At 70.9% G+C, this 23,826-nt stretch carries 21 protein-coding genes; 13 read left to right on the top strand and 8 right to left on the bottom strand.

Annotation, left to right across the window (positions count from 1 at the left end):
• Positions 1 to 37: 37 nt before the first annotated feature.
• Entirely contained in the window at positions 38 to 916 is an 879-nt protein-coding gene (locus tag NDW01_RS23805) for an NmrA/HSCARG family protein (RefSeq protein ID WP_252823531.1), read from the top strand.
• 161 nt (positions 917 to 1,077) lie between these two features.
• On the opposite strand, the gene fabG is transcribed toward NDW01_RS23805, so the two are convergent.
• Positions 1,078 to 1,863 (bottom strand): 3-oxoacyl-ACP reductase FabG, encoded by a 786-nt coding sequence (fabG, locus tag NDW01_RS23800; RefSeq protein ID WP_252823529.1) that lies wholly within the window; start codon positions 1,861 to 1,863, stop codon positions 1,078 to 1,080.
• Between the two features lie 209 nt (positions 1,864 to 2,072).
• Here fabG and NDW01_RS23795 point away from each other — a divergent pair, with 209 nt between their 5' ends.
• From NDW01_RS23795 to NDW01_RS23770, 6 genes are read left to right on the top strand one after another with little or no spacing between them, the layout of a single operon-like run.
• Positions 2,073 to 3,101, top strand: a complete 1,029-nt coding sequence (locus tag NDW01_RS23795; protein ID WP_252823517.1) for an acetylserotonin O-methyltransferase — start codon at positions 2,073 to 2,075, stop codon at positions 3,099 to 3,101.
• Between the two features lie 56 nt (positions 3,102 to 3,157).
• The gene (locus NDW01_RS23790) at positions 3,158 to 4,672 is read left to right on the top strand and encodes an FAD-dependent monooxygenase (protein WP_252823514.1); all 1,515 of its coding nucleotides are present in this window, start codon (positions 3,158 to 3,160) and stop codon (positions 4,670 to 4,672) included.
• A 29-nt stretch (positions 4,673 to 4,701) separates the two neighbouring features.
• Positions 4,702 to 5,661: an aromatase/cyclase gene (locus tag NDW01_RS23785; RefSeq protein WP_252823512.1), complete on the top strand. Its 960-nt coding sequence runs from the start codon at positions 4,702 to 4,704 to the stop codon at positions 5,659 to 5,661.
• Positions 5,658 to 7,145 carry an FAD-dependent monooxygenase gene (locus tag NDW01_RS23780; RefSeq protein ID WP_252823509.1) on the top strand — a complete coding sequence of 496 codons (1,488 nt, stop codon included), beginning with the start codon at positions 5,658 to 5,660 and terminating at the stop codon, positions 7,143 to 7,145. Before NDW01_RS23785 ends, NDW01_RS23780 begins: the two co-directional genes overlap by 4 nt.
• Entirely contained in the window at positions 7,132 to 8,658 is a 1,527-nt protein-coding gene (locus tag NDW01_RS23775) for an FAD-dependent monooxygenase (RefSeq protein WP_252823507.1), read from the top strand. The genes NDW01_RS23780 and NDW01_RS23775 overlap by 14 nt, the downstream gene beginning before the upstream one ends.
• A gap of 29 nt (positions 8,659 to 8,687) precedes the next feature.
• Positions 8,688 to 9,428 (top strand): hypothetical protein, encoded by a 741-nt coding sequence (locus tag NDW01_RS23770; RefSeq protein WP_252823505.1) that lies wholly within the window; start codon positions 8,688 to 8,690, stop codon positions 9,426 to 9,428.
• A 158-nt stretch (positions 9,429 to 9,586) separates the two neighbouring features.
• On the opposite strand, the gene NDW01_RS23765 is transcribed toward NDW01_RS23770, so the two are convergent.
• The 5 genes from NDW01_RS23765 to NDW01_RS23745 all read right to left on the bottom strand — a co-directional run bounded on the left by NDW01_RS23765 (position 9,587) and on the right by NDW01_RS23745 (position 15,692).
• Positions 9,587 to 11,524, bottom strand: a complete 1,938-nt coding sequence (locus NDW01_RS23765) for a hypothetical protein (protein WP_252823503.1) — start codon at positions 11,522 to 11,524, stop codon at positions 9,587 to 9,589.
• On the bottom strand, positions 11,521 to 11,859 hold the full coding sequence (locus NDW01_RS23760) for a 4Fe-4S dicluster-binding protein (RefSeq protein WP_252781630.1): 339 nt from the start codon (positions 11,857 to 11,859) through the stop codon (positions 11,521 to 11,523). Before NDW01_RS23760 ends, NDW01_RS23765 begins: the two co-directional genes overlap by 4 nt.
• An 80-nt stretch (positions 11,860 to 11,939) precedes the next feature.
• Positions 11,940 to 12,734 carry a DUF3050 domain-containing protein gene (locus NDW01_RS23755; RefSeq protein WP_252823501.1) on the bottom strand — a complete coding sequence of 265 codons (795 nt, stop codon included), beginning with the start codon at positions 12,732 to 12,734 and terminating at the stop codon, positions 11,940 to 11,942.
• A gap of 43 nt (positions 12,735 to 12,777) precedes the next feature.
• Entirely contained in the window at positions 12,778 to 14,274 is a 1,497-nt protein-coding gene (locus tag NDW01_RS23750; protein ID WP_252823491.1) for a type I glutamate--ammonia ligase, read from the bottom strand.
• A 2-nt stretch (positions 14,275 to 14,276) separates the two neighbouring features.
• Entirely contained in the window at positions 14,277 to 15,692 is a 1,416-nt protein-coding gene (locus NDW01_RS23745) for an amidase (protein ID WP_252823479.1), read from the bottom strand.
• A gap of 250 nt (positions 15,693 to 15,942) precedes the next feature.
• Between NDW01_RS23745 and purB the strand changes: the two genes are divergently transcribed.
• Positions 15,943 to 17,229: an adenylosuccinate lyase gene (purB, locus tag NDW01_RS23740; RefSeq protein ID WP_256512779.1), complete on the top strand. Its 1,287-nt coding sequence runs from the start codon at positions 15,943 to 15,945 to the stop codon at positions 17,227 to 17,229.
• Positions 17,213 to 17,614, top strand: a complete 402-nt coding sequence (locus tag NDW01_RS23735; protein ID WP_252781625.1) for a GNAT family N-acetyltransferase — start codon at positions 17,213 to 17,215, stop codon at positions 17,612 to 17,614. Before purB ends, NDW01_RS23735 begins: the two co-directional genes overlap by 17 nt.
• 295 nt (positions 17,615 to 17,909) lie before the next feature.
• On the opposite strand, the gene NDW01_RS23730 is transcribed toward NDW01_RS23735, so the two are convergent.
• Complete coding sequence (locus tag NDW01_RS23730; RefSeq protein WP_252823474.1) at positions 17,910 to 18,707, bottom strand: AfsR/SARP family transcriptional regulator; 798 nt, start codon at positions 18,705 to 18,707, stop codon at positions 17,910 to 17,912.
• Between the two features lie 585 nt (positions 18,708 to 19,292).
• Here NDW01_RS23730 and NDW01_RS23725 point away from each other — a divergent pair.
• Positions 19,293 to 20,069 carry an alpha/beta fold hydrolase gene (locus tag NDW01_RS23725; protein ID WP_252823471.1) on the top strand — a complete coding sequence of 259 codons (777 nt, stop codon included), beginning with the start codon at positions 19,293 to 19,295 and terminating at the stop codon, positions 20,067 to 20,069.
• A 46-nt stretch (positions 20,070 to 20,115) separates the two neighbouring features.
• Here NDW01_RS23725 and NDW01_RS23720 read toward each other — a convergent pair whose 3' ends face one another.
• Positions 20,116 to 20,565 (bottom strand): helix-turn-helix transcriptional regulator, encoded by a 450-nt coding sequence (locus NDW01_RS23720; protein WP_252823470.1) that lies wholly within the window; start codon positions 20,563 to 20,565, stop codon positions 20,116 to 20,118.
• A gap of 404 nt (positions 20,566 to 20,969) precedes the next feature.
• Here NDW01_RS23720 and NDW01_RS23715 point away from each other — a divergent pair, with 404 nt between their 5' ends.
• From NDW01_RS23715 to NDW01_RS23705, 3 genes are read left to right on the top strand one after another with little or no spacing between them, the layout of a single operon-like run.
• A complete protein-coding gene (locus NDW01_RS23715) occupies positions 20,970 to 21,320 on the top strand; it encodes a TcmI family type II polyketide cyclase (RefSeq protein ID WP_308211768.1) in 351 nt (116 codons plus the stop codon).
• Complete coding sequence (locus NDW01_RS23710; protein WP_252823469.1) at positions 21,317 to 22,588, top strand: beta-ketoacyl-[acyl-carrier-protein] synthase family protein; 1,272 nt, start codon at positions 21,317 to 21,319, stop codon at positions 22,586 to 22,588. Before NDW01_RS23715 ends, NDW01_RS23710 begins: the two co-directional genes overlap by 4 nt.
• The gene (locus NDW01_RS23705; protein ID WP_252823468.1) at positions 22,585 to 23,802 is read left to right on the top strand and encodes a ketosynthase chain-length factor; all 1,218 of its coding nucleotides are present in this window, start codon (positions 22,585 to 22,587) and stop codon (positions 23,800 to 23,802) included. The genes NDW01_RS23710 and NDW01_RS23705 overlap by 4 nt, the downstream gene beginning before the upstream one ends.
• Positions 23,803 to 23,826: the final 24 nt, after the last annotated feature.

Genomic DNA, 23,826 nt, shown 5'->3' with positions numbered 1-23,826 from the left:
ACGGGATTCCGACAGCGAATGGACAGGGAGGAACGCGGTGGCGGTCGACGGGACGATCCTGGTGCTGGGCGGTACCGGACGGCAGGGCGGCGCGACGGCGCGCGAGCTGCTGCGCCGTGGGCACACGGTGCACGCTCTGGTGCGTGACCCGCGGGCGCCCGCGGCGCGGGCGCTCGCGGACGCGGGCGCGGTGCTCGTGCGCGGTGACATGGAGGACGAGGCGTCGTTGCGGGCGGCGATGCGAGGGGTCCACGGCGTCTTCAGCGTCCAGACCTTCCGGACGCCCGGCGGGGTGGACGCCGAGGAACGCCAGGGCAAGGCGGTGGCCGACGCCGCGGCCCACGCCGGGGTGGCCCACCTGGTCTACAGCTCGGTCGGCGGCGCGGAGCGCTCGACCGGCGTACCGCACTTCGAGAGCAAGTGGAACATCGAGCAGCACATCCAGAAGCTCGGCCTGCCGGCGACCGTCCTGCGGCCGACCATGTTCTACGACGTCTTCCACGACATCGGTCCACGTCTCGTGGACGGCGAGCTCGTCCTGGGGCTGTGGCTGCGCCCCGAGACCGCCGTCCAGGTGATCGCGACCAGGGACATCGGCGCGTTCGCCGCGGACGCCTTCGACGACCCGGGCGGCTGGCTCGGCCGGCAGGTCGAGATCGCCAGCGACGAACTGACCGGACCGCGGATGGCCGAGGCCTTCGAGCGGGTGTCCGGCATCCCGACCCGGTACAAGGAGCAGCCCATCGAGCGGCTCCGTGCGGTTCGCGAGGACCTGGCCACCATGTTCGACTGGTTCGAGCGCGAAGGCTACCGCGCCGACCTGCCCCGGCTCCGGAGCATGAGACCGGACCTCACGACCCTCGAGGACTGGCTGCGCGACAACTGGACGGCGCCGGAGGCCCAGCCGCCCCGGTGACCTCGGCCGCGGCGCCGACCGCGGAGGCACCCGCCTGGAGACGAAGAACCCGCCTGGACGCCGCGTCCAGGCGGGTGAGTTCGGCGAAGAAGACCCCTCATCCGGAGCAGGACCGCTGATCCGGATGAGGGGTCCGTCGTTCGCGTCGGGAACGCCGCGCCTCAGTAGTTCCCGAGGCCGCCGCAGACGTTGATCGCCTGGGCCGTCACGGGCGCGGCAGCGTCGGTGACCAGGTAACCGACGAGGCCGGCGACCTCCTCGGGGGTGGAGTAGCGGCCGAGCGGGATCTTCGCCTGGAAGCGCTCGAGGATCGCCTCCTCGGTCGTCTCGTGGTGCGCGGCGTAGCCCTGCCTCACCCGCTGCGCCATCGGGGTCTCGACGTATCCGGGGCAGACGGCGTTGACGGTGACACCCGTCTTCGCGAGTTCCAGGCCCAGCGCCTTGGTGAACCCGACGACGCCGTGCTTGGAGGCGGAATAGGGAGCGCCGAGCACCACGCCCTGCTTGCCGCCGGTCGACGCGATGTTGATGATCCGTCCCCAGCCGCGCTCGAGCAGTCCCCCGGACCTGAGCACCTCGCGGGTCATCAGGAAGACGCTGTTCAGGTTGGTGTCGATGACGTCGTACCAGAGCTCGTCCTCGATCTCCGCCGTCACGCCGCCGCCGCTGCGGCCGGCGTTGTTCACCAGGACGTCGACCTGTCCGTACCGCTCCACGGCGGTGCTCACGAGGCGTTTCACGTCCTGCGGACGCCGGACGTCCGCGGCCACGCCGTCGGCCTGGTGACCGTTCGACCGGAGCTTGCCGACCGTCTCCTCGACGGCTTCGGAGTTCCGCGCGCAGATGAAGACCTTGAGGCCGCGAGCCGCGAGGGTCTCGGCGACCGCCAGGCCGATGCCGCTCGTCCCGCCGGTGACGAGCGCGACCTGCTGTCCGTTGTCCGTCATTCGGCCTGCTCCTTTCATGAATACGGTGTCGCAGCAGTCTGGCGGTGATTCCACTAATTCTGGTCGAGCGCGGGTTGATCCGATCGAGTTCGACTGCCGCGCTTTTTCAGTTGAACGTTCACGAGGGTCACCGCAAAACCGAAGTTGCGGGCCGAAAACGCGCCGACCTATCGTCGGCACCCAGCGGCTAGGAATTCAGGAGGGAAACCATGGCCACGTCGCCTGCGGTGCGGGATCAGTCCGCCGCTTACTCGTTGCTCGATCTGATTCAAGGCGCGGTGATAACCCAGGCGATCTCTGTCGCGGCCAAGCTCGGTATAGCGGATGTTCTCGGCGACGGGCCGCTGCCCGCGGAGGAAATAGCCAAGCGGGTGGGAACCGACCCCGAGGCGACGCGCCGGCTGCTGCGCACGCTGTCCGGCTATTCGGTGTTCGCGGTCCGGCCGGACGGCCGGTTCGAGCTGACGCCGATGGCCGAGGCGCTCCGCGACGACGCGCCGGACTCGATGCGCGGCATCGCCATGCTGCTGGGCCACTCCCTGCTCTGGGAGGACTGGGGGCACCTGCTCGAGTCCGTGCGCACCGGCGAGGCCAACATGCCGAAGCTGCGCGGCATGGGCGCGTACGAGTTCCTGATGGCGAACCCCGAGTACGCGGGCGTGTTCTTCCAGGGAATGCGCAGCATGTCGGATCCGGAGACGGATCCGGTGCTGGCGGCGTACGACTTCTCGCGGTTCCGCACGATCGTGGACGTCGTCGGCGGGCGCGGGGCCCTCCTGGCGGGGATCCTCTCGCGGGCGCCCCGCTCGCACGGCGTGCTGTACGACTCCGAGTCCTCGACCGCGGACGCGCCGCAGGTGTTCGAGGCGGCCGGCGTCGCGGAGCGGGTCACGATCAAGAACGGCACCTTCTTCGACAAGCTGCCGGCGGGCGCGGACGCCTACGTGCTCAAGCACATCCTGCACGACTTCCAGGAGCCCGAGTGCCTCACGGTTCTGAAGAACGTGCGTGAGGCGATGGCCTCCGACGGCAAGGTGCTCGTCATCGAGTACGTGCTGAACGGGAACAACGAGCGGCACATCGGGAACATCATCGACCTGTGGCTCCTCCTGCTCCTGGGCGCCAGGGAGCGCACGCTGCCGGAGTACACCGAGCTGTTCGCCAAGGCGGGCCTGAAGGTCGTCGGAGCGGTCCCCACCACCTCGCCGGTCTCGATCATCGAAGCGGTCCCCGCCTGAAGCCCCGGAAGCGACACCGGCCTCCAGACGCCCCCACGCGAAGCCGAGGACAGGACATGGATACTGATGTGATCATCGTCGGTGCCGGGCCGACGGGACTGATGCTCGCGGGTGAACTGCGTCTCGGCGGCGCGGAGGTCACCGTCTTCGAGCGGCGGACCGAGCGCAGCTGGGAGTCGCGCGGCATCGGCTTCACCGCGCGGGCGACCGAGATCCTCGACCAGCGCGGGCTCCTCGATCGGCTGGAGAACGCCGAGATCACCCGGCAGGGTCACTTCGGCGGCATCCCGATCGACTACGGGGTGCTCGAGGGCTCGCACTTCGGAGTGCGCGGCGTACCCCAGTACAAGCTGGAGGAGATGCTCGAGGGCTGGGCCCTCGAACTGGGCGTGTCGCTGCGCCGCGGCTACGAGGTCACGGGCCTGGAGGACACCGGGGACGGCGTCACCGCGGTCGTCGAGGGTCCGGACGGCCATGGCGAGTGCTCGGCCCGCTACCTGGTGGGCTGCGACGGTGGGCGGAGCACGGTCCGGGAGCTCGTGGGCTTCGACTTCGCCGGCTCCGACGCGACCCGCGAGATGTACCTGGCGGACGTCACCGGCTGCGACATCCGGCCGCGGATGATCGGTGAGCTGGTGCCCAACGGCATGGTCATGTCGGCCGCGCTGGAGAAGGGCTACCACCGCATCATCGTCTGCGAGAACGGGACGCCGCCGCCGGACCGGAACCGCCAGGTGACCTTCGCCGACGTCGCGGACGCCTGGCAGCGGCTGACCGGCGAGTCGATCCACGGCGGGGAGGCGCGCTGGGTGAGCAGCTTCACCGACGCCACCCGCCAGGCCACCGAGTACCGGCGCGGCCGGGTGCTGCTGGCGGGGGACGCCGCGCACATCCATCTCCCGGCCGGCGGTCAGGGACTGAGCGTCGGGGTGCAGGACGCGGTCAACCTCGGCTGGAAGCTGGCCGCGACGGTCCGTGGCTGGGCGCCCGACGGCCTGCTCGACACCTACCACGGTGAGCGGCACCCCGTGGGTGAGCGGGTGCTCCGGAACACGCGCGCCCAGGGGACGCTCAACCTCAGCGGCAGGTCCGTCGAGCCGCTGCGGGCCGTCATGACGGAGCTCGTCGCGATCCCGGCGGTGGCGCGGCATCTGTCCGGCATGGTGAGCGGGTTCGACATCCGCTACGACGTTGACGACCAGGGGCATCCGCTGCTGGGCGCGCGGATGGCCGACCGCGAGCTCGAGCTCGCCGGCGGCGGGAGTGAGCGGATCGCGCGCCTGCTCCACCCGGCGCGGGGCGTGCTGGTCACCGCCGACGACTCGGGCGAGGTCGGCCGGTGCGCCGCCGGATGGTCCGACCGCGTCGAAACGGTCCGCGTGAAGAGCTTCCCGGCGGGCCCGGAGGAGGGCGGCGCCGCGACGGAGTCGGTGCTGATCCGCCCCGACGGTTACGTCGCCTGGGCGGCGCCGGGCGCGGGCCCGCTCGCCGAGGCGCTACGGCGCTGGTTCGGCGAGGCACGGCGGTTCCCGGAGATCCGGGACTCCGAGCCGCTGGCGTCCGTCCGCTAGACGTTTCGGCAATGCAGAGGAGAGGAATCGTGGCTGCGAGCGCGGTGCGTGACACCGAACACGAGATCAACGTCAGTGCTCCTGCCGAGCGGGTGTACGCGCTGATCGCGGACGTCGGCAGGTGGCCGGAGATCTTCCCCCCGACCGTGCACGCCGAGTGCGTGGAGAGGGACGGGAACTCCGAGCTGATCCGGCTCTGGGCGACCGCGAACGGCGCCGCCAAGACCTGGACGTCCAGGCGTGAGCACGACCCGGAGCAGATGAGCGTCTCGTTCCGCCAGGAGCGGTCCCAGTACCCGGTCGGCGGCATGGGCGGGAAGTGGATCGTGGAACCCGTCTCCGCGTCCGAATGCCGCGTGCGCCTGCTGCACGACTACTTCGCGGCGAGCGACGATCCCGCCGATCTGGAGTGGATCGACCAGGCGGTCGAGCGGAACAGCAGGTCGGAGCTGGCCGCGCTCAAGACGAGCGCGGAGCTGACCGGGCCCGACCGGCTCATCACCTTCGAGGACACGGTGACGGTCGACGGCAGCGCCAAGGACGTCTACGACTTCATCAACGAGGCGCGGCTCTGGTCGCAGCGGCTCCCGCACGTGGCCCGGGTGTCGCTGGAGGAGGAGACGCCGGGCCTGCAGATACTCGAGATGGACACCTCGACGAAGGACGGATCGGTGCACACCACGCGGTCCGTACGCGTCTGCCGGCCGTACACGAGCATCGTGTACAAGCAGATCGTCGTGCCCGCGCTGATGACGCTGCACACCGGGCGCTGGCTCATCGAGGAGCGGGACGGGGCGGGGGTGTCCGTCACGTCGCGGCACACGGTGCGGATCAACACGGAGCGCATCACCGAGGTCCTCGGCGCCGGAGCGGACGCGGAGACCGCGCAGCGGTTCGTGCGTACGGCCCTCAGCGGCAACAGCATGACCACCCTGCGCGCCGCGAAGGCCTACGCCGAGGGCTCCGGCGGCGAGCGCGCGGCGTCGTGACCCGATCCGAGGCGGCCACGCCGGTCGTCATCGTCGGCGCGGGACCGGTCGGGCTCCTGCTCGCCTGTGAGCTCGGCCGGGCCCGGGTGCCGGTCGTCGTCGTCGAACGGCTGGCCGTCCCGATGACCGAATCGCGGGCCAGCCAGCTCAGCACCCTGACCGCCGAGCTCCTGCACGAACGCGGGTTCGACGCGCTGCTCGACGAGGCCGCGCACGAGCCGCGGTCGCACTACGGCGGGCTCGGGTTCGACCTGTCCGGCCTGGACAGCGACTACGCGGGCAACTGGAAGGTGCCCCAGTACCGCACCGAGGCCGTCCTCGGCGAGCGCGCCGAGGCGCTGGGCGCGACACTGCTGCGGGCGCACGAGCTGACCGAGATCACCGAGCTGCCGGACCACGTCGTCTGCGGCGTACGGGGCCCCGAGGGCCACGTCCGGATCCGGGCAGGGTACGTCGTGGGGTGCGACGGGGCCCAGAGCACCGTGCGCGAACTGTGCGGGTTCCCGGTCTCGGCCACGGCGCCGACGAAGGAACTGCTGCGGGCCGACCTGACGGGCGTCGAGATCCGCGACCGGAGATTCGAGCGCCTCGCGACCGGGTTCGCGGTGGCGGCGACCCGTGACGGCGTCACCCGGGTGATGATGCACGCGGCGGGCCAGGGAGTGGCCGAACGCACCGGGCCGCCGGAGTTCGCCGAGGTCGTACGGCTCTGGGAGAAGGTGACCGGCGAGGACATCTCCGGCGGGACCGCCGTCTGGCTGGACTCCTTCGACAACGCCAGGGGCCAGGCCGACTCCTACCGGCGGGGGCGGGTCCTCCTCGCCGGCGACGCCGCCCACTGGCACATGCCGATCGGCGGCCAGGCGCTGAACGTGGGACTCCAGGACGCGGTCAACCTGGGCTGGAAGCTCGCCGGGACGGTGAACGGCTGGGCGTCGCCGGAACTGCTGGACGGCTACCACGACGAGCGGCATCCCGCCGCGGCACGGGTGCTCGACCACGTCGCGGCCCAGGAGCTCCTGCTGCTGGGCGGACCCGAGATCGAGCCGCTGCGCGCGGTGCTCGCCGAGCTGACCGGCCTGCCGCAGGTCCGTGACCACCTGGCCAGGGTCGCCGGCAACCTCGACGACCGGTACGGCCCTCCCGGCTCCTCATTGGCCGGGCGGCGCGTCCCGAACCTCCGGCTGCGGACGGAGTCGGGTCCGCTACGGGCCACGGGCACCGAGCCCGTCCTCGTACGGCTGACCGGCCCGGCGGGCCGCGGGGAGTCCGCCGGCCGCACGGACTCCGCCGGCGACCTCGGCCGATTCGCCGTACCGACGATTCGCGCGACCGCTGACGAGGACCGTCTCCCCGGGATCACCACCCTCCTCCTGCGGCCCGACGGCTACGTCGCCTGGGCCGACGACGGAGATGAGGACCTGGACCGGGCGCTCGGAAGGCTGCTGCGCGCGGAAGAAGGGAAGGACGATGCAAGGCTTTGACGCGGACGTCATCATCGTGGGGGCCGGCCCCACCGGGCTCATGCTCGCGGGTGAGCTGGGCCTGGCCGGAGTCCGTACCATCGTCCTCGAACGGCTGGCCGAGCCGACGAGGCAGTCGCGTGCGCTCGGTTTCTCCGCACGCGCCATCGAGGAGTTCGACCAGCGAGGGCTGCTGCCGCGCTTCGGCGACCTGCAGACCATTCCCTTCGGCCACTTCGGCGGGCTGCCCATCGACTACCGGGTGGTCGAGGGCGGCTCCTACGGCGCGCGGGGGAAACCCCAGTCCCTCACCGAGGGGGTGCTGGCCGGGTGGGCCGCCGAACAGGGCGCCGTGGTCCGCCGGGAGCACGAGGTCACCGGGCTCGCCTCCGACGACGACGGCGTCGCGGTGGACGTCGTCACGCCGGAGGGCCGCGAACGCCTGCGCGCCCGGTACGTCGCCGGCTGCGACGGCGCCCGCAGCGCCGTCCGCAAGCTGATCGGCGTCGACTTCCCCGGCAGCGATCCGGCCATCGAGCTGTGGTTCGCCGACGTGGCCGGCTGCGACCTGCGGCCGCGGTTCTCCGGCGAGCGCGTACCGGGCGGAATGGTCATGGTCCTGCCGACGGGCCCGGGAATCAACCGCGTGATCCTCCACGAGCGGGGCGGGACGCGACAGGGCGACGGCGCGCCGGACTTCGGCGAGATCGCCGCCGCGTGGAACCGGCTGACCGGCGAGGACATCAGCGGCGCCACGCCGCTGTGGACGAGCTGGACCACCGATTCGAGCCGCCAGGCGGCGGAGTACCGCCGGGGGCGGGTCTTCCTTCTCGGCGACGCCGCGCACATCCACCTGCCGATCGGCGCCCAGGGGATGAGCGCCGGCGTGGGCGACGCCGTGAACCTCGGCTGGAAACTCGGCGCCGAGATCAACGGTCATGCCCCCGCGGACCTGCTGGACACCTATCACACCGAGCGGCACCCGGTCGGGGCCCGCATCCTGGTCAACACGCTCGCCCAGCGGATCCTGTACCTCAGCGGCGACGAGATGGACCCGATGCGGGCCGTCCTGACCGAGCTGCTGGCCTATGAGGAGGTCCAGGAGCTGCTGGTCGGCATGGTCACCGGCCTGGACATCCGGTACGACGTCGGGGCGGGCGACCACCCGCTGCTCGGCCGGCGGCTGCCGGACGCCGAGCTCACGGGCGACTTCGGGCCGTCCGGCACGGCGCGCGCCTTCCGGCTCCTGAACGCCGGGCGCGGCGTCGTCCTCGACCTGGCCGGCGACGGGAAGGTGCGCGCCGCCGCCGCGCCGTGGGCGGACCGGATCGACGTCGTCACCACGACCTCCCGCCCGCACGGCGCGCTGGCGGACATCGAGGCCGCGCTGGTGCGGCCGGACGGCTACATCGCGTGGATCGGCTCCGGCGGGGCCGGGGCGACGGGCCTGCCGGAGGCCCTGACCCGCTGGTTCGGCCGGCCACAGGAAGGTCACCACGGCGTGACGCCCGCCGCGGCGGGCGCACGGCCGTAGGCACGGTAACCGGAAGAAGCGAGGAGAACATGCCGTTCATCAATCCCGAGGACGGGTACCTGACGGTCCTCAACCTGTTCAAGACGGACGCGCCGGACCGGGTGGACCGGCTGGTCAACGAGATGCGGGCGATCGTCGACACCGCGGCCTTCCCCGGCTGGATCTCCAGCACCGTGCACCGGGGTCACGAGAAGGCGGGAACCGCGAACTTCATCCAGTGGCGCGGTCGGCAGGACCTGGAGTCGCGGTACGACGGCGCCGAGTTCAAGCACCACACGGTGCCGGTGTTCCAGCAGATCACCACGTACATGCGGCTGATGCAGACGGAGGTGGAGTCGAGCCGGCGCCACCCCGCGCAGGGCGACGTCACGGAGATCTCCCCGGACCGCGACGACTACACGGTCATCGAGATCCTCGGGGTCGAGCCCCGCGACCAGACCGACCTGATCGGCGTCCTCGGAGCGGCCCACGACTGGCTGGTGGACGTGCCGGGTTACCGCTCGCAGACCGTGCTGCGCGGCATCCGGTCCCGTGGCCCCGACGGCGGCAGCGGCCTGGCGGCCATCGGCACGGACAACGACTTCGTGGTCGTCTACTCCCAGTGGGACGGCAAGGGCTCCTACGACGCGTACCGCGCGCTCGCGGAGGACGAGCGGCCCGCCGCGCGGCGCAAGAGCCAGGACCGGCGGAACGCGCTGACGACCGCGACCGACTGGAACACCTACCGCGTCGTCCACACCCGGTCGGCACCGCAGCCGGCGACGGCCTGACCGGACCGGCCACACCCATCGACGCCCGGTCGTGGGCCCGCCCGTACAGGGCGGTCCACGGCCGGGCGTCGATTCCGTCGGGCGTCGGGCGTCAGGTGTCGGGCGAACGGTGGTGCGACGAGGGCGGGCTCGCCGTCCGTCCGTCCCGGTACCTCCGATCAGCGCGGGGACCGGGCGATCTTCTCCCAGTGCCACTGCGTGTCGAACGCCGTGATGTCGAAGTCCGCGCCCTCGGCGGCCAGCGCGGCGGCGAGGCCGGTGGCCTTGGCGATGAAGCCCGAGGCGCGATGGGCGGCGAGCAGGTCCTGTTCGTCGAACGGCAGCCCCTCGCAGCGCAGCAGCCGCAGATCGACGAAGCCGTTGAACGCCCGGCCCAGCACCTCCACCGACTGCGGGCTGCGGATGCTGAAGCGCACCTTGGCGGCCACGTGGCCGTGGTGATGCTGGTCGGAGTAGTACGCGATGTCCGGGATCGTGGGCGGGACGAAGTAGTCGCGGGCGGCTATCTCGGGGGACTTCGGCAGATTGCCGACCAGGAAGTGCCACGAGTTGTACTGCATCCGCGCGGACATCGACCAGGCGACGTCGGCCAGCTGCGCGGGCGAGTCCGCGAAGTACCGCCGGGCCTCGGGCGTGGGGACGACGCAGCAGAAGAAGTGGGGGAGGTCCCAGGTGGCGATCTCCGCCCACTCCTGCTCGCGCAGCGCCGTGACGAGCGCCGTCAGCGACCGCATCCCGCGGCTCATCGCGAAGTCGGCGTCGAACGTCGCGGTCGCCGCGCGGACGGTCTCATGGACCAGGGACTCCAGGCCCGTCCCGAACTCGCCGTGCGGCTCGGCCAGCCACCCGGGTGATGCCGCGATGGCGGCGCCCAGCTCCCCGAGCGTGTCGCCGGTGACCGGGAACCGGTCGCGTACGCGGGCGCAGAGGTCCGCCTCCAGCCGCCGCGCGTCGCCGGCGGGAGCGCCGGCGACGCGCTCGATCTTGTGCATCAGCGGACCATGGATCTCACGGTAGAGCTGAACCTTCGAGGTGATCTCCCGGCGCCGCCGGGCGACCGCCTCCGCGAGGTCACCGAGCGCCGCCACCCGGGGCGAGGCCGCGGGCGGGACCTGCCCACCGCCGGGCACGCCGTTGTACGCCAGGCGCGTCCGCTCCAGGAGGTGGGCCACGTGGTCGATCGTGAGCTGTGTCCCGTTGGCCTCCTCGATCCGGGCGAAGCCGGCCGAACGCACCAGCAGCGTCAGGCAGGTCACCATCAGCACGTCGCTGTCCGACCACAGCTCCAGCGGGATCGGCGCCAGACTGCTCAGCGCGCAGTCGGGGTGACCCGGCCACAGCGTCTTCCCGGTCAGCGTGTTCCGGTCGCGGAAGTTGGTGTACTGCCGGTCCCCGGAGTACAGCACGAAGGGCGCCGTACGGCGGGCCGCCTCCTTCAGGGTCTCCAGCATGTCCCGGCGGCCGTCGGGGCCGGCCGCCGTCAGCCACGCGCGGCAGTCGGCGACCGAGTCCCGCAAGCGCGCGGTGGCGCGGGCGAGCTCGGCCTGGTAGTCCGCCAGGTCACGGCCGGACCACGGCACGCGCAGCACGCCGCCCACGAGTTCCTCCGCGCCGGACAGCGGCCCCTTCGAGGGAACGCGCAGGACGACCCGGCCGCTCGTGTTGAGCCCGACCTCGCCGAGGAACGCCGCCTCGGCATCGTCGGCCGCCCCGATGGCGCGGGCCGCCTCGGCGTCGCCCACCACCTCCGCGTCGCGGGCCGCCTCGATGCCGTCCCCTCGCCACGACCTGCCGAACAGGACCTTCAGCGCGCACTCGTCCGCGACGGGCAGCGCCCGCAGCTGGATGTCCGCCGGTACGTGCCCGGCGAGGGTGAGCAGGGTGTCCACGGCGGAGGGCAGGTCCGGAGCGGCGGACGCCTCCCGCCAGACCCGCTTGAGCAGTCCCGGGAACCCGGCGTCCTCGGCCACCGGGTAGTCCGGCTCGGCCGCCGTCCCGGCCCGCCGGCCGAGCCGGCTGGGCCGGCGGCTCTGCCGCGCCTTCGCCAGCGCGGCCTTACGGGACAGCCCGGTATCCCGTTCGATCGGCAAGGTCATCGCGACTCTCCTTCGGCTGTCAGCTCGATGTGGTCCCACATCTGGGCCTCGGTCGGGGTCCATTGCTCATCCACATAAATGCAGTCGACGGGACAGACCATCACGCACACCGGGCAGCCGGAGCACAGTTCAGGAATGATGACGACGTCCAGTCCGCGATCGAATATCGCCCCGAATTCAGGAGGGCAGTTACGCAGGCACGTGTCGCACGTGATGCATTCCGACGCCTCGATGCGACGCGGCGGCTTCTTCCAGTTCTCGTTCCGGGATCGGTGCGCGATCCGCTCCGCGCGCCCGGTGTTCGCTGCGGGAGGGGTTTCCTTCGCCCACGGCATGTCGTGTCCTCACCTTGGTTTCTGGCGACGCCCCCGGGCCCGTGGGGGTGCGGGCCCGGGGGATGGGAGATCGGGTCCGATCAGCGGGAGCGCTCGAGGATCCTGCCGAGAATGCCGTCCCACAGGCTCGTCCTGGCCGCGAGCGCGAGGTTGACGGTCTCCTCGCACTGCGCCCATGCGCCGTCGTCGTCGCCGCACAGGTCGGCGAGCATCTGCATCGCCATCGGCGTGTGCTCTTCGCTGTCCACCTGGATGTGCCGCCTGAGGTAGTCGACGAACGTCGACAGCGCGCCGAACTCCGCGTTCAGCGCGGCGACCTGGTCGAACATGTCCGGGATGAGGTCCTCGCGCCCGAACGCGAACGCCGCGGCCTGACAGTGCACCGGAGCGTTCTCGATGAAGTCCCACGTCCTGGCCACGAACTCGGCGGCCGGCTTCGGCGCGTCCGCCTCCGTGATCGCCGAGAGGACCGGCCGGCCGGCGCGCAGCAGGCCGAGGAAGGCGTCGACGCGGGTCGTGTCGGCGCCCGCCTGCCGCATGCCCTCCACGTACAGCTCGAAGTGGCTGATGAAGCCCTGCCCGAGCTCGTCGCTCTCCTCGACGAGGACGATGTCGTTGATGAGCCTGCGGCTGCCGGTCGGCCCGGACGGCACCCAGGGCACCTCGACACAGGTCAGACTGCGCTGCAGGGACTTCAGCAGCGACATGAAGTCCCATACCGCGAACACGTGGTGCTCCATGAAGGTGACCACCGCGTCCATCGTGTTCAACTGGTGATACAGCGGATGACCGATCACCTTCTGACGGGCGGGCTCGATGGACTCCTTGAGCCTTTCGATGGCGGGGTTCGTCTCTCCCCATTCGTACCGTGACATGACTTTCTCTCCTTCAATTCAGGTAACAGGGATTCGTCTGCGGTCAGAAGACACCGAAGTACTCGCGGTGCTCCCACTCGGTCACCTCGTCCGCGGGCGGCTGCTGGGCTGCGCACCATTCGCCGAACCGCGACGCCTCGCTCTCCTTCAGCTTCGTCAGGCAGGTCTTCAGTGGTGTTCCGAGCAGTTCCTCGGCGCGGCCGCTCTCCCGGAAGGCGTCCAGCGCCTCGGGCAGCGAGTTCGGCAGCGCCGGATACGCGGCGCGGTTCGCCGGCGTGCCGGCGGTCAGTCCCTCCAGGCCCGCGTAGAGCTGGGAGGCGATGGCCAGGTAGGGGTTCGCGCACGGTTCGCCGATCCGGTTCTCGACGTGCGTGGAGCTGTCACCGCTGAGCACCCGGACCATGGCGCTGCGGTCCTCGAAGCGCCAGTCGACCGACGTGGGGGACAGCGTGAACCGCGGATCCATCCGCCGGTAGCCGTTCACGGTCGGAACGGACAGCAGGCAGAACTCCCGCGCGCGGGACAGCAGGCCCTCGACATAGGCCTCTCCCTCGGAGGAGATGGTGTCCTGCGCGCCGCCGTCCGGCGCGAACACGTTGGCGTTCGTCTTCGTGCTCGTGACGGACTGGTGCAGGTGCCAGCCGCTGGGGTCGAAACCGTCCAGGCGCGGCAGTGTCATGAAGGACGCGTGGAAGCCGCGGCGCCTGCAGAACCGCTTGACCTGGGTACGGAACAGCAGCATCGCGTCCGCCGCGTCCAGGGCCAGCATCGGGCCGAAGGTCGTCTCGAGCTGCCCGGGACCGGACTCGTGCTCGAGCGTGCGCAACGGCAGGCCGAGCGCCATGAGCATCCCGGCCAGCGGGTCGGCGACCTCGGCCACCGAGTCGTAGTAGGCGTCGAGGTTGAACTGGTAGCCGGGATTCATCGCCTCGACCGCCGGGGCGGGTCCCTGCAGGCCGAAACCGTTCCCCGCGTTGCCGGGCGGCCCGCCCATCAGGCGCGTGAGGTACCACTCGACCTCGAGGCCGATGACCGGGGCCAGGTCGCGCCTGGCGTACTCGGCGCAGACACGCCGCAGGACGTCACGGGAGGCGAGCGGGTGCGGCGAGCCGTCGCGCAGGTACTCGTTCCCGAGCACCCACGCGGTCCTCGGCTCGGTCCCGGGGAGCACCTGGAAGGTGCGCGGATCCGGGACGAGCACGAAGTCGCCCGCGCCGAGCAGCTCGCCGACCCCCACGCCGGAGTCGGCGAGGAAGTCGACGGCGACGGCGTGGCCGGTGTCGAAGAGGAACGGCCCGGCGCTGAAGTCCATGCCGTTGCGCAGCACCGTGCGGAAGACGTTCGCGGGCACCGTCTTGGAGCGGGCCAGTCCGTGCGGGTCGCAGAACACGACCCGTACGAGATCGACCTCGTCCAGCTCCACCTCGACCTGCTCGGCCGCGGCGGTCTGCCGGTCGTCCCAGAGCCCGAACTCGGCCACGAACGAGGGGCGCCCGACGCCGCTCTCGTCGCCGTACCGGGACCATGGCCTGGAGATCATGTTCATTCCCCTTTCGGGTGCCCGGCGGGAGGCACCATCGTGAGAGCCAGTTCCGCCTCGATGCGTCCGGCGGCCGAGAGGACCAGGTCGTCATCGCCGACCCGGCCGACGAGCTGCAGCCCGGCCGGGAGCCCGTCGGAGGTGAAACCGGCGGGAAGGGACAGGGCCGGCTGGCCGGTGATGTTGAACGGATAGGTGGCGGGCGACCACGCGAGCCAGAGCAGGTCCTCCGGGTCGGCGGCCCAGGGCGGGGCGATCGCGCCGGCGGCGAACGGCTCGGCCGGAACGGTCGCCATCGCCAGGAGGTCGTAGTCCTCCATCACCGCGGCCAGCGTGGCCCGCAGCGCGAGCCGCGTCTCCTCGGCGCGCATGACCGCGGCGCCGCTCAGGGAGCGCCCGTACCGTACGACCGCGAGCCTGCCCTCGTCGCACCACTCTTCGTCCTCGGGCGCCGTGCCGCTCGCCTCGGTCGCCGCGAGGACGTCCACCAGGGCGGCGTACGGGTCGGGGAAGGGGACGTCGACGCGGTCGACGCGGTGCCCCAGCCCGGTCAGCGCCGGCAGGACGTCCTCGGTCACCCCGCGCACCTCGTCGGACGTCCGCGGGAACTCGATCCAGCCGATCCGCAGCGGGGCGGGCCGCGTCCCGGCTGCGGGCGGCCCGGTCAGCGAGTCCGGGTCGCGGGGGTCCGGCCCGGTCAGCACGGACGTGAGTTCGGCGACGTCGGCCACGCTCCGCGCGAGCGGCCCGACGTGCGAGAGCCGCTCGGCGCAGGGCGGCACGTACGGGATCCGGCCGAAGGACGGCTTGAACCCGACCACGCCGCAGAACGCCGCGGGGATGCGGATGGATCCCGCTCCGTCGGTGCCGAGCGACGCCGTGCACAGTCCCGCCGCCACGGCGGCGGCGGAGCCGCCGCTCGAGCCTCCGGCGGACCGGTCGCGCGCCCAGGGATTACGGGTCGGGCCGGCGACCCTGCTGACGGTGCTCGCGCTCCACCCGTGCTCCGACGTCGCCGTCTTCCCCACGACGATCGCACCCGCCGCCCGGAGGCGCGCCACGGCGGGCGCGTCCGCGGCGGCGCGGCGGTGCGGCAGAAGCGACCCTCTCCTGGTGGGGAGGTCCCGCGTCTGGATGAGGTCCTTCACCGAGAGCGTGACCCCGAGGAGCGGCCGGTCGCGGAAGGCGGCCGCGCCGAGGCCGGCGATGAGCCGGTCGGCCGCCTCCGCCTCCCGCAGCGCGCGATCGTCCGCGACCGCGACATAGGCGCCGAGCCCCGCGTCGGTCTCGCGGATGGCGGTGAGCACGGATCGCACGTGCTCGGCGACCGTGGAACGACCTTGGAGGAACGCCTGCCGCGTCTCGTGAATGCTGCGGCAGATCGGCTGCTTATTTACCGTGGCGGTGAAGACTGACACAGCCCAACTACATGACGCCGGTGGAATGCGGTGCAAGTCGCGAACGCGGAGAAACGCGCCGGGTGCGGCAAGCTCGGATAAGTAAATCCGGAAGTCGTCGGGCTCAGGGCGTTCAACTGGGGAGAATCGGCAGTCGAACGACAGCACGCACGGAGAAGTCGGGGGCGTTCCGGCGGAGGCCTGCTATACACCTCGCCGCCCGCATTTGTATCCTGCGCTCGGCAGTTATGATTTTGAAGGGACTGCGATCATGATTTCCCGTTATTCACTGCCCGAAATGGTGGAGCTCTGGTCTGATCAGGCCCGCTATGCCACCTGGGCCAAGGTGGAGGTTCTGGCGTCTCAGGCGCAGGCGCTGCTCGGCCGGGTCCCCGAGAGCGCGCTGGCCGACATCCGGCGCGCCCCGGCGCCGTCCGCGGCACGGGTGGCCGAGCACGAGCGCGAGCGCGACCACGAGATCCTCTCCTTCCTGGCCGCCTTCTGCGAGGGCATCCCCGACGACTCCGCGCGGTGGGTGCACCTCGGCATGACGAGCTATGACCTGGTCGACACGGCCCTGGGGCACACCCTCGCCCGTGCCTGCGACCTCCTGCTCCAGGCGGCGGCCCGGCTTCGCGGCGTGCTGGTGGACAAGGCCGTGAAGCACTGGGACACGGTCTGCATCGGGCGTACGCACGGGATGCACGCGGAGCCCACGACGTTCGGCCACAAGCTCGCCGGGTTCGCCTTCGCGATCGACCGCTCCGTACGCCGGCTGGAGACCGCCCGCGCGGAGGTCGCGGTGGGCACGATCTCCGGCTCCGTCGGGACGTACGCGCTGATCGACCCCTTCGTCGAGAAGTACGTGTGCGCCGAACTCGGCCTCGGTGTCGAGCCCGCGCCGAGCCAGGTCGTGGCCCGCGACCGGCACGCCCAGCTCCTGCAGGCGGTGGCGACGCTCGGCGCCTGCATCGAGCAGATCGCCACCGAGGTGCGGCTGTTGTCGCGCAGTGAGGTGCGCGAGGTGGAGGAGAGCCGGACGGCCGCCTACCAGGGGTCGAGCGCCATGCCGCACAAGCGCAACCCGACGACCAGCGAGCGCCTCTGCGGGCTGGCCCGGCTGCTGCGCGGGTACGCGGGAACGATGCTGGAGAACGTGGCGCTCTGGCACGAGCGGGACCTGTCCCACTCGTCCGTCGAGCGGGTCGCCATGGCGGACGCGCTGATCGTCGCGCACTACCAGACGACCGCGGCCGCGGACCTGGTGGCGGGGCTCGAGGTCTTCCCGGAACGGATGCGCGCCGCGATCGACCAGACCAACGGCCTGGCGTACAGCTCGGCGGTGCTGGCCGACCTCCTGGAGGGCGGTACGGAGCGCGAACGGGCCTACCGGGCGATCCAGGCCGCCGCGAACGGCGCGATATCCGGCGACGGGGATCTCGGTACTCTTCTCCGGGCCGAGGGAATCGACGTCGGCCCGCTGCGGCCGGAGCGTTTCCTCACGCACCATGACGTCATCTTCGAGCGATTGGAAGCCCTGCGTGACCTGGGACATTAAGCGCGAGAACGGCGCCGACCTGGACCTGAACGACGTGCTCGAGGTCTACCGGTCATCGGGGCTGGGCGAACGCCGGCCGATCGCGGACACCGAACGCATGGCGGCGATGGTGCGGACCGCCAACCTGGTCGTGACCTGCCGCGTCGATGGCGAGCTCGTGGGCATCGCGCGGAGCGTCTCGGACTTCTCTTATGTGACGTATCTCTCCGACATAGCGGTCGCCCGTGAGCACCAGCGGTCCGGCATCGGAAGAGCCCTCATCGACGCGACCCGTAAAGAGGCGCCGCAGGCCAAGATCGTGCTGCTGTCGGCACCCGCGGCGACGGACTACTACCCGCACATCGGCTTCACCCAGCACCACTCCGCGTGGGTGCTGAACCCTTAGCGGCGTACGACTCCGCCCGGGTGCCCCATTCGCGGCTCCGCCCGGGTGCTCCATTCGCAGCGGCGCGCGGTGCCGCCTGATCCACCGGTTCGATCCGGCTCAGGCGGCGCGGCGCGCCGCTCGCGCGTTCTCCGGTGACAGGCCGGCGCTCGGGCGATCCGGCTCAGAGCGCGTCCGGGCCGCGGACGGCAGAAGGCCCACGGAGTTCCCGCCGTTCGTCGATCTCGGTCGACGCCGTGGCGACGGGAGGTCCGTGGGCCCGTCCGGCCGGGCTCGGCGCCCGGCCCTGATCACGTCAGCCCTGGAGCACCAGCGCGGGATCCCCCGACAGGATGGCCGCCTGCAGGCGCTGCAGTCTCGCGCAGGGCTCGACGCCCAGCTCGCGGTTCAGGACGGAGCGGAGGCGGTGGAAGGCCTGCAGCGAGCGCCCCACGTGCCCCGCGCGGTACAGAGCGGTCATCAAGAACGCGCAGAGGTTCTCGTTCATCGGGTTCCTGGCCGTGACGAGCGTCAGCTCGCCGAGCAGGTCGGCGTGCCGGCCCAGGGCCAGATCGGCTTCGATGCGCCGCTCGAGCGCGCCGAGCCGGCACTCCTCCAGCGACGCCGCCTCGATCTCCAGGACACGACCCATGCGTACGTCCACCAGAGCAGGGCCGCGCCACAGCTGCAGTGCGCGATTGAACTCCTCGGACGCGAGGCGATGATCACCCTCCTCGGCGGCCGCGCGACCGGCACGTACATGCCGGTCGAACACTTCGACGTCCGTGCGACATGCGTCTTCCTCAAGCAGATAACCGTTGTGGCGGGTGCTGAGCATCTGCCGTGCGTCCGGGTTGCCGGAATTCGCGGCAGCGAGCGCGTTCCGCAGTTGCAAGATGTAAGTCTGCAACGTCGTTGCGTAACTGCGCGGCGGGGAATCTGCCCAGAGTTCCTCGATGAGCGTCGGTACTGTGACGACCCGGCCCACATTCAGCGCGAGCACCGCCAGGACCTGACGTTGCTTGGGCGCGCTGGTCCTCACCGGCGTCTGGTTCAGGCGCAGGGACAGGGGGCCGAGCAGCCCGATGCTCAGCGGCCTGGGATCCCGGTTCATGCCGTCTCCTCATACCCCTCGTGTAACAGGCGGATCTCTGTCCCGCTGAGCATGCCTCTAGGGCGGCTCAAATTTCCAGTGAGAATGTCACATAGCGAAAAGGGGTGGCCTAACGACGCATCCAGGACTTCGGGCGGGGCATAAGAGACTAATCCGGGGACTCTGCCGGGCAAAGTCATAGTTTTGTCACCTGGATCGCGTGTTGATTTCCGTGTTTGGGTTGTGTACGGGCTCTTGGGTCCGAGCCGGCCGTGATCAAGAGCACTTACCGGATGGTTTCGCCGTGCCCGTCGAGCGGCCTCACCTGCGCATATGAGTGCCCCCACCTGCGGAAACGCTCTGCCGCAACGGCCGCGCGTTAATGATCAAGGGGTCGCCTTGGGGGCGACTTCCGTGTCTTGCTGTCGAGTCGGCTCGGCTGATAATGTCTCGGTTCGTTGGGCTTTTAGTGCCGCGATTACTCGCTGCGCAGAAGTCAACACGCTCGCCACCCTCCGATGGTTGTTACCGATTCTCGACCGGCCGTCAACCGGCATGCTCGAAATTGGCGACGCGAATGCATCCATTCGGTGTGAGGGGAGCGTCATGAACAAGGTCGTTTCGCGCGACGGCACGACGATCGCTTATGAGAAGGCCGGCGACGGCCCGCCGATCGTGCTCCTCAACGGCGCTTTCCGTGATCACACGATCTTCGACTCCCTGGTTCCGGAGCTGGCGCCGCACTGCACGACGTACGTCTACGACCGCCGCGGCCGGGGGGAGAGCGGTGATTCCCCCGCCTACGCCGTCGAGCGGGAGATCGAGGACCTCGAAGCGGTGATCGACGAGGCCGGCGGCCAGGCGGTGGTGTTCGCCGGATCCATCGGGGCGAACCTCGCGCTCGAAGCGGCGATGGCCGGCACACCGATCACCAAACTGGCGCTGCACGAGCCGTATTACCGGGTCGAGGGTTATCCGAAGCCCCCGGCCGACTTCATGGAGCACCTTCGGGGCCTGCTGGCGGGCGGGGAGCGCGGTGAGGCCTCGGAGTACTTCCTCGCCGAACTCCTGGGCCTCCCGCCCGAGATGATCGCCGACTGGCGGCAGGGCCCGCTGTGGGCGACGAACGAGGCGAACGCCCACACCCTCCCTTACGACACGGAGATCTGCGGGGACTTCCAGGTTCCGGCCGAGCGTCTCGCCGCTCTCCGGACGCCGGCGCTGATCCTCAACAGCGACGGCACGGGCGACTGGCTGCGTGCGGCGGCCCGTGCGACCGCGGCCGCGTTGCCCAACGGCTGGGGGCTGGAACTGCCCGGTTCGTGGCACAGGATCGAGACGGAGATGCTCGCCCGGGTCCTGGTGGGGTTCGCCACCACCTGAGACGGAGCCGCTCCATGGGCCGCGACGCCGAGCGCGGCCCCGGTGGTCACGCCGGTTGCGGCTCGGTGAGCCGCGCCTCCCGGTTTCTGATCGGCCTGGTCACCTGCTGCGCCACGCACGCCGGGATCCCGGCCGTCGCGCCCGTCGCCTGCCGCCGGTAGGTGCTGGGCGGCATGCCGACCAGCTCGGTGAAGCGGGTGCTGAACGTGCCCAGCGACGAGCAGCCGACCGCGAAGCAGACCTCGGTGACGCTCAGGTCCCCCCGGCGCAGCAGCGCCATCGCACGCTCGATGCGCCGCGTCATCAGGTAGGAGTACGGCGACTCGCCGTAGGCGGCGCGGAACTGGCGGCTGAGGTGCCCTGCCGACATGTTCACACCGCGGGCGAGGGCCTCGACGTCCAGCGGCTGTGCGTACTCCCGGTCGATCCGGTCGCGGACACGGCGCAGGCGTGCGAGGTCGCGCAGGTGCTGCGCGTTGTCGGGTCTGCTGGTCACACGGGGAATCGTCCCACGGGCCACCGACGTTTCCCAGCATCCCTGAGGTCTCGTGTCGGCTTGGCCGGGTTCGCTCGGCATCATCCCGGGCCGCGCGCCTACGGCCGGCGATCCCCTATTCCGGGCATTTCCCAAATCTTCGCCGGAACGCCCGGTGCCATTCTTCCTGCAGACGATCGTCCACCGCCGTGCCGGGGCCCGCCGGGAACCGGGTCTCCAGCGAGCTTCGACGCTTTCTCGGCTCTCTCTTGAGAGCCGCGGCGCAAAGTGGCGATGGCTGGTTCCCCGTCCTAGGACAGGTGACGGCGGAGTGGGCCGGGGGCGCGCGAACCCCGCGACAAGGGGCCTGACCCTGACATCCGGAATGGAGGCGCTCTTCCCCGGCGTACGCGCACGTTGCTGCCATGAATGACCGAGGTGGCGCTACAATGCACAGCAATTTGATCGTGGCCAGGATGGACCCTCGTTCGAGCGCCGAGGTGGCCGAGCTCTTCCGCGCTTTCGACGAGACCGACATGCCCCATCGCATGGGCACGCGGCGACGTCAGCTCTTCTCGTTCCACGGCCTGTACTTCCACCTCCAGGACTTCGACGGCGAGAACGGCGGGGAGCTCATCGAGGAGGCGAAGACCGATCCGCGCTTCATTCGGATCAGCGCGGACCTCAAGCCCTTCATCGACCCCTACGACCCGGCGACCTGGCGATCGCCGGCGGACGCCATGGCGAAGAGGTTCTACAGCTGGGAGTCCGCGTGACCGGCAGGCGAGTGGTCATCACCGGAATCGGGGTACTGGCGCCGGGAGGCATCGGGGTCAAGAACTTCTGGAGCCTCCTCAGCGAAGGCCGGACGTCGACCAGGGAGATCACCTTCTTCGATCCGTCGCCGTTCCGTTCCCGGGTCGCGGCCGAGGCGGACTTCGATCCCTGGGAGCACGGTCTCGGGCCGCAGGAGATACGCCGCATGGACCGGGCGGCGCAGTTCGCCGTCGTCGCGGCGAGGGAGGCGATGGCCGACAGCGGCCTGGACCTGGACGACGTCGCGCCTCATCGCGCCGGGGTGACCGTCGGCAGCGCCGTGGGCGCCACCATGGGCCTGGACCGGGAGTACCGCGTGGTCAGCGACGGCGGCCGGCTCGACCTCGTCGACCATGAGTACGCCGTCCCGCACTTGTACGACTACTTCGTGCCGAGCTCCTTCGCGGCCGAGGTGGCCTGGTCGGCCGGTACCGAGGGGCCGGCCACCGTGGTCTCCACCGGCTGCACCTCGGGGCTGGACTCGGTCGGCTACGCGGTCGAGCTGATCCGCGACGGCACGGCCGATGTGATGATCGCCGGTGCCACGGACGCGCCGATCTCGCCGATCACCGTCGCGTGCTTCGACGCGATCAAGGCGACCACGCCGCGCAACGACGATCCCGAGCACGCCTCGCGGCCCTTCGACCGCACGCGCAACGGCTTCGTGCTCGGTGAGGGCGCCGCGATGTTCGTCCTGGAGGAGCTGGAGTCCGCGCGTCGCCGTGGCGCCCACCTGTACGCCGAGATCGCCGGATACGCCTCCCGGTGCAACGCCTTCCACATGACCGGGTTGCGTCCCGATGGCAGGGAGATGGCCGAGGCGATCCGCGCGGCACTGGACGAGGCGCGGGCGGATCCGGAGGACGTCGACTACATCAACGCGCACGGCTCGGGCACCAAGCAGAACGACCGGCACGAGACGGCCGCCTTCAAGCGCAGCCTCGGTGAGCACGCCCGCCGTACGCCCGTGAGTTCTATCAAGTCGATGGTCGGCCACTCGCTCGGCGCGATCGGCTCGATCGAGATCGCGGCCTCGGTCCTGGCCATGGAGAACAACGTGGTCCCTCCTACCGCGAATCTGCACGTGCCCGACCCCGAGTGCGACCTGGACTACGTGCCGCTGACCGCGCGCGACTGGCGAACCGACACGGTCCTGACGGTGGGCAGCGGTTTCGGGGGGTTCCAGAGCGCGATGGTCCTGACCCGTCCCGAGAGGAACCCGGCATGACCTCGCGGGCCGTCGTGACCGGCATCGGCGTCGTCTCTCCCAACGGATTCGGCGCGGAGGACTACTGGACCGCCACCTGCGGCGGTAAGAGCGGCATCGGCCGCATCACACGCTTCGACCCCCAGCGATATCCGGCGCGACTCGCCGGCGAGGTGTCCGGGTTCAGCGCGGAGGACCACCTCCCGAGCAGGCTCATCCCGCAGACGGACCGGATGACCCAGCTCGCCCTGGTGGGCGCGGATCACGCGCTCGCCGACGCCGGGGTGAGCACGGGGGACCTGCCCGAGTTCGGGATGGGCGTGGTGACCGCCAGCTCCTGCGGCGGCTTCGAGTTCGGCCAGGGAGAGCTGCAGAACCTCTGGAGCAAGGGCGGCCAGTACGTCAGCGCGTACCAGTCCTTCGCCTGGTTCTACGCGGTCAACACCGGCCAGATCTCGATCCGGAACGGCATGCGCGGCCCCAGCGGCGTGCTCGTCAGCGACCAGGCGGGCGGGCTGGACGCCATCGCGCAGGCGCGCCGGCTGATCCGCAAGGGCAGCGACCTGATCCTCTCCGGCGGCGTCGACGCGTCGATCTGCCCGTGGGGGTGGGTGGCGCAGCTCGCCGGCGGAAGGCTGAGCACCAGCGAGCAGCCGGACCGGGCCTACCTCCCCTTCGACACCGACGCGGCCGGGCACGTGCCCGGCGAAGGCGGCGCCCTCTTGATCATCGAGGACGCCGAGGCCGCGCGCCGGCGCGGTGTGACCCGCGTCTACGGCGAGATCCGCGGCTACGGGTCCACGTTCGACCCGAGGCCGGGCAGCGGGCGGGAGCCGGCGCTGCGGAAGGCGATCGAGATCGCGCTCGATGACGCGGGCCTGTCACCGGGGGAGATCGACGTCGTCTTCGCCGACGCGGCCGCCGTCCCGGAGCTCGATCGCGTCGAGGCCACGGCGATCACCGAGGTGTTCGGCCGCCGCGGGGTCCCGGTCACGGCGCCGAAGACCATGACGGGCAGGCTCGGCTCGGGCGCCGCTCCGCTGGACGTCGCCGCTGCCTTCCTGGCCATGCGGACGGGAGTGATCCCGCCGACGGCGAACGTCACCCTCTCTCCGGAGTACGACCTCGACCTGGTGACGACGTTGCCGCGGCGAGCGTCCGTGAACGCGGCCGTCGTCCTGGCGCGAGGCCACGGCGGCTTCAACTCGGCCGTCGTCCTGCGATCCACCGACTGAACGGACCGAACGAAGGGAACGAGC

Source organism: Actinoallomurus soli (genome assembly GCF_024055715.1).
GTDB lineage: Bacteria > Actinomycetota > Actinomycetes > Streptosporangiales > Streptosporangiaceae > Actinoallomurus > Actinoallomurus soli.
This window is presented reverse-complemented; position numbering and strand designations above follow the sequence as displayed.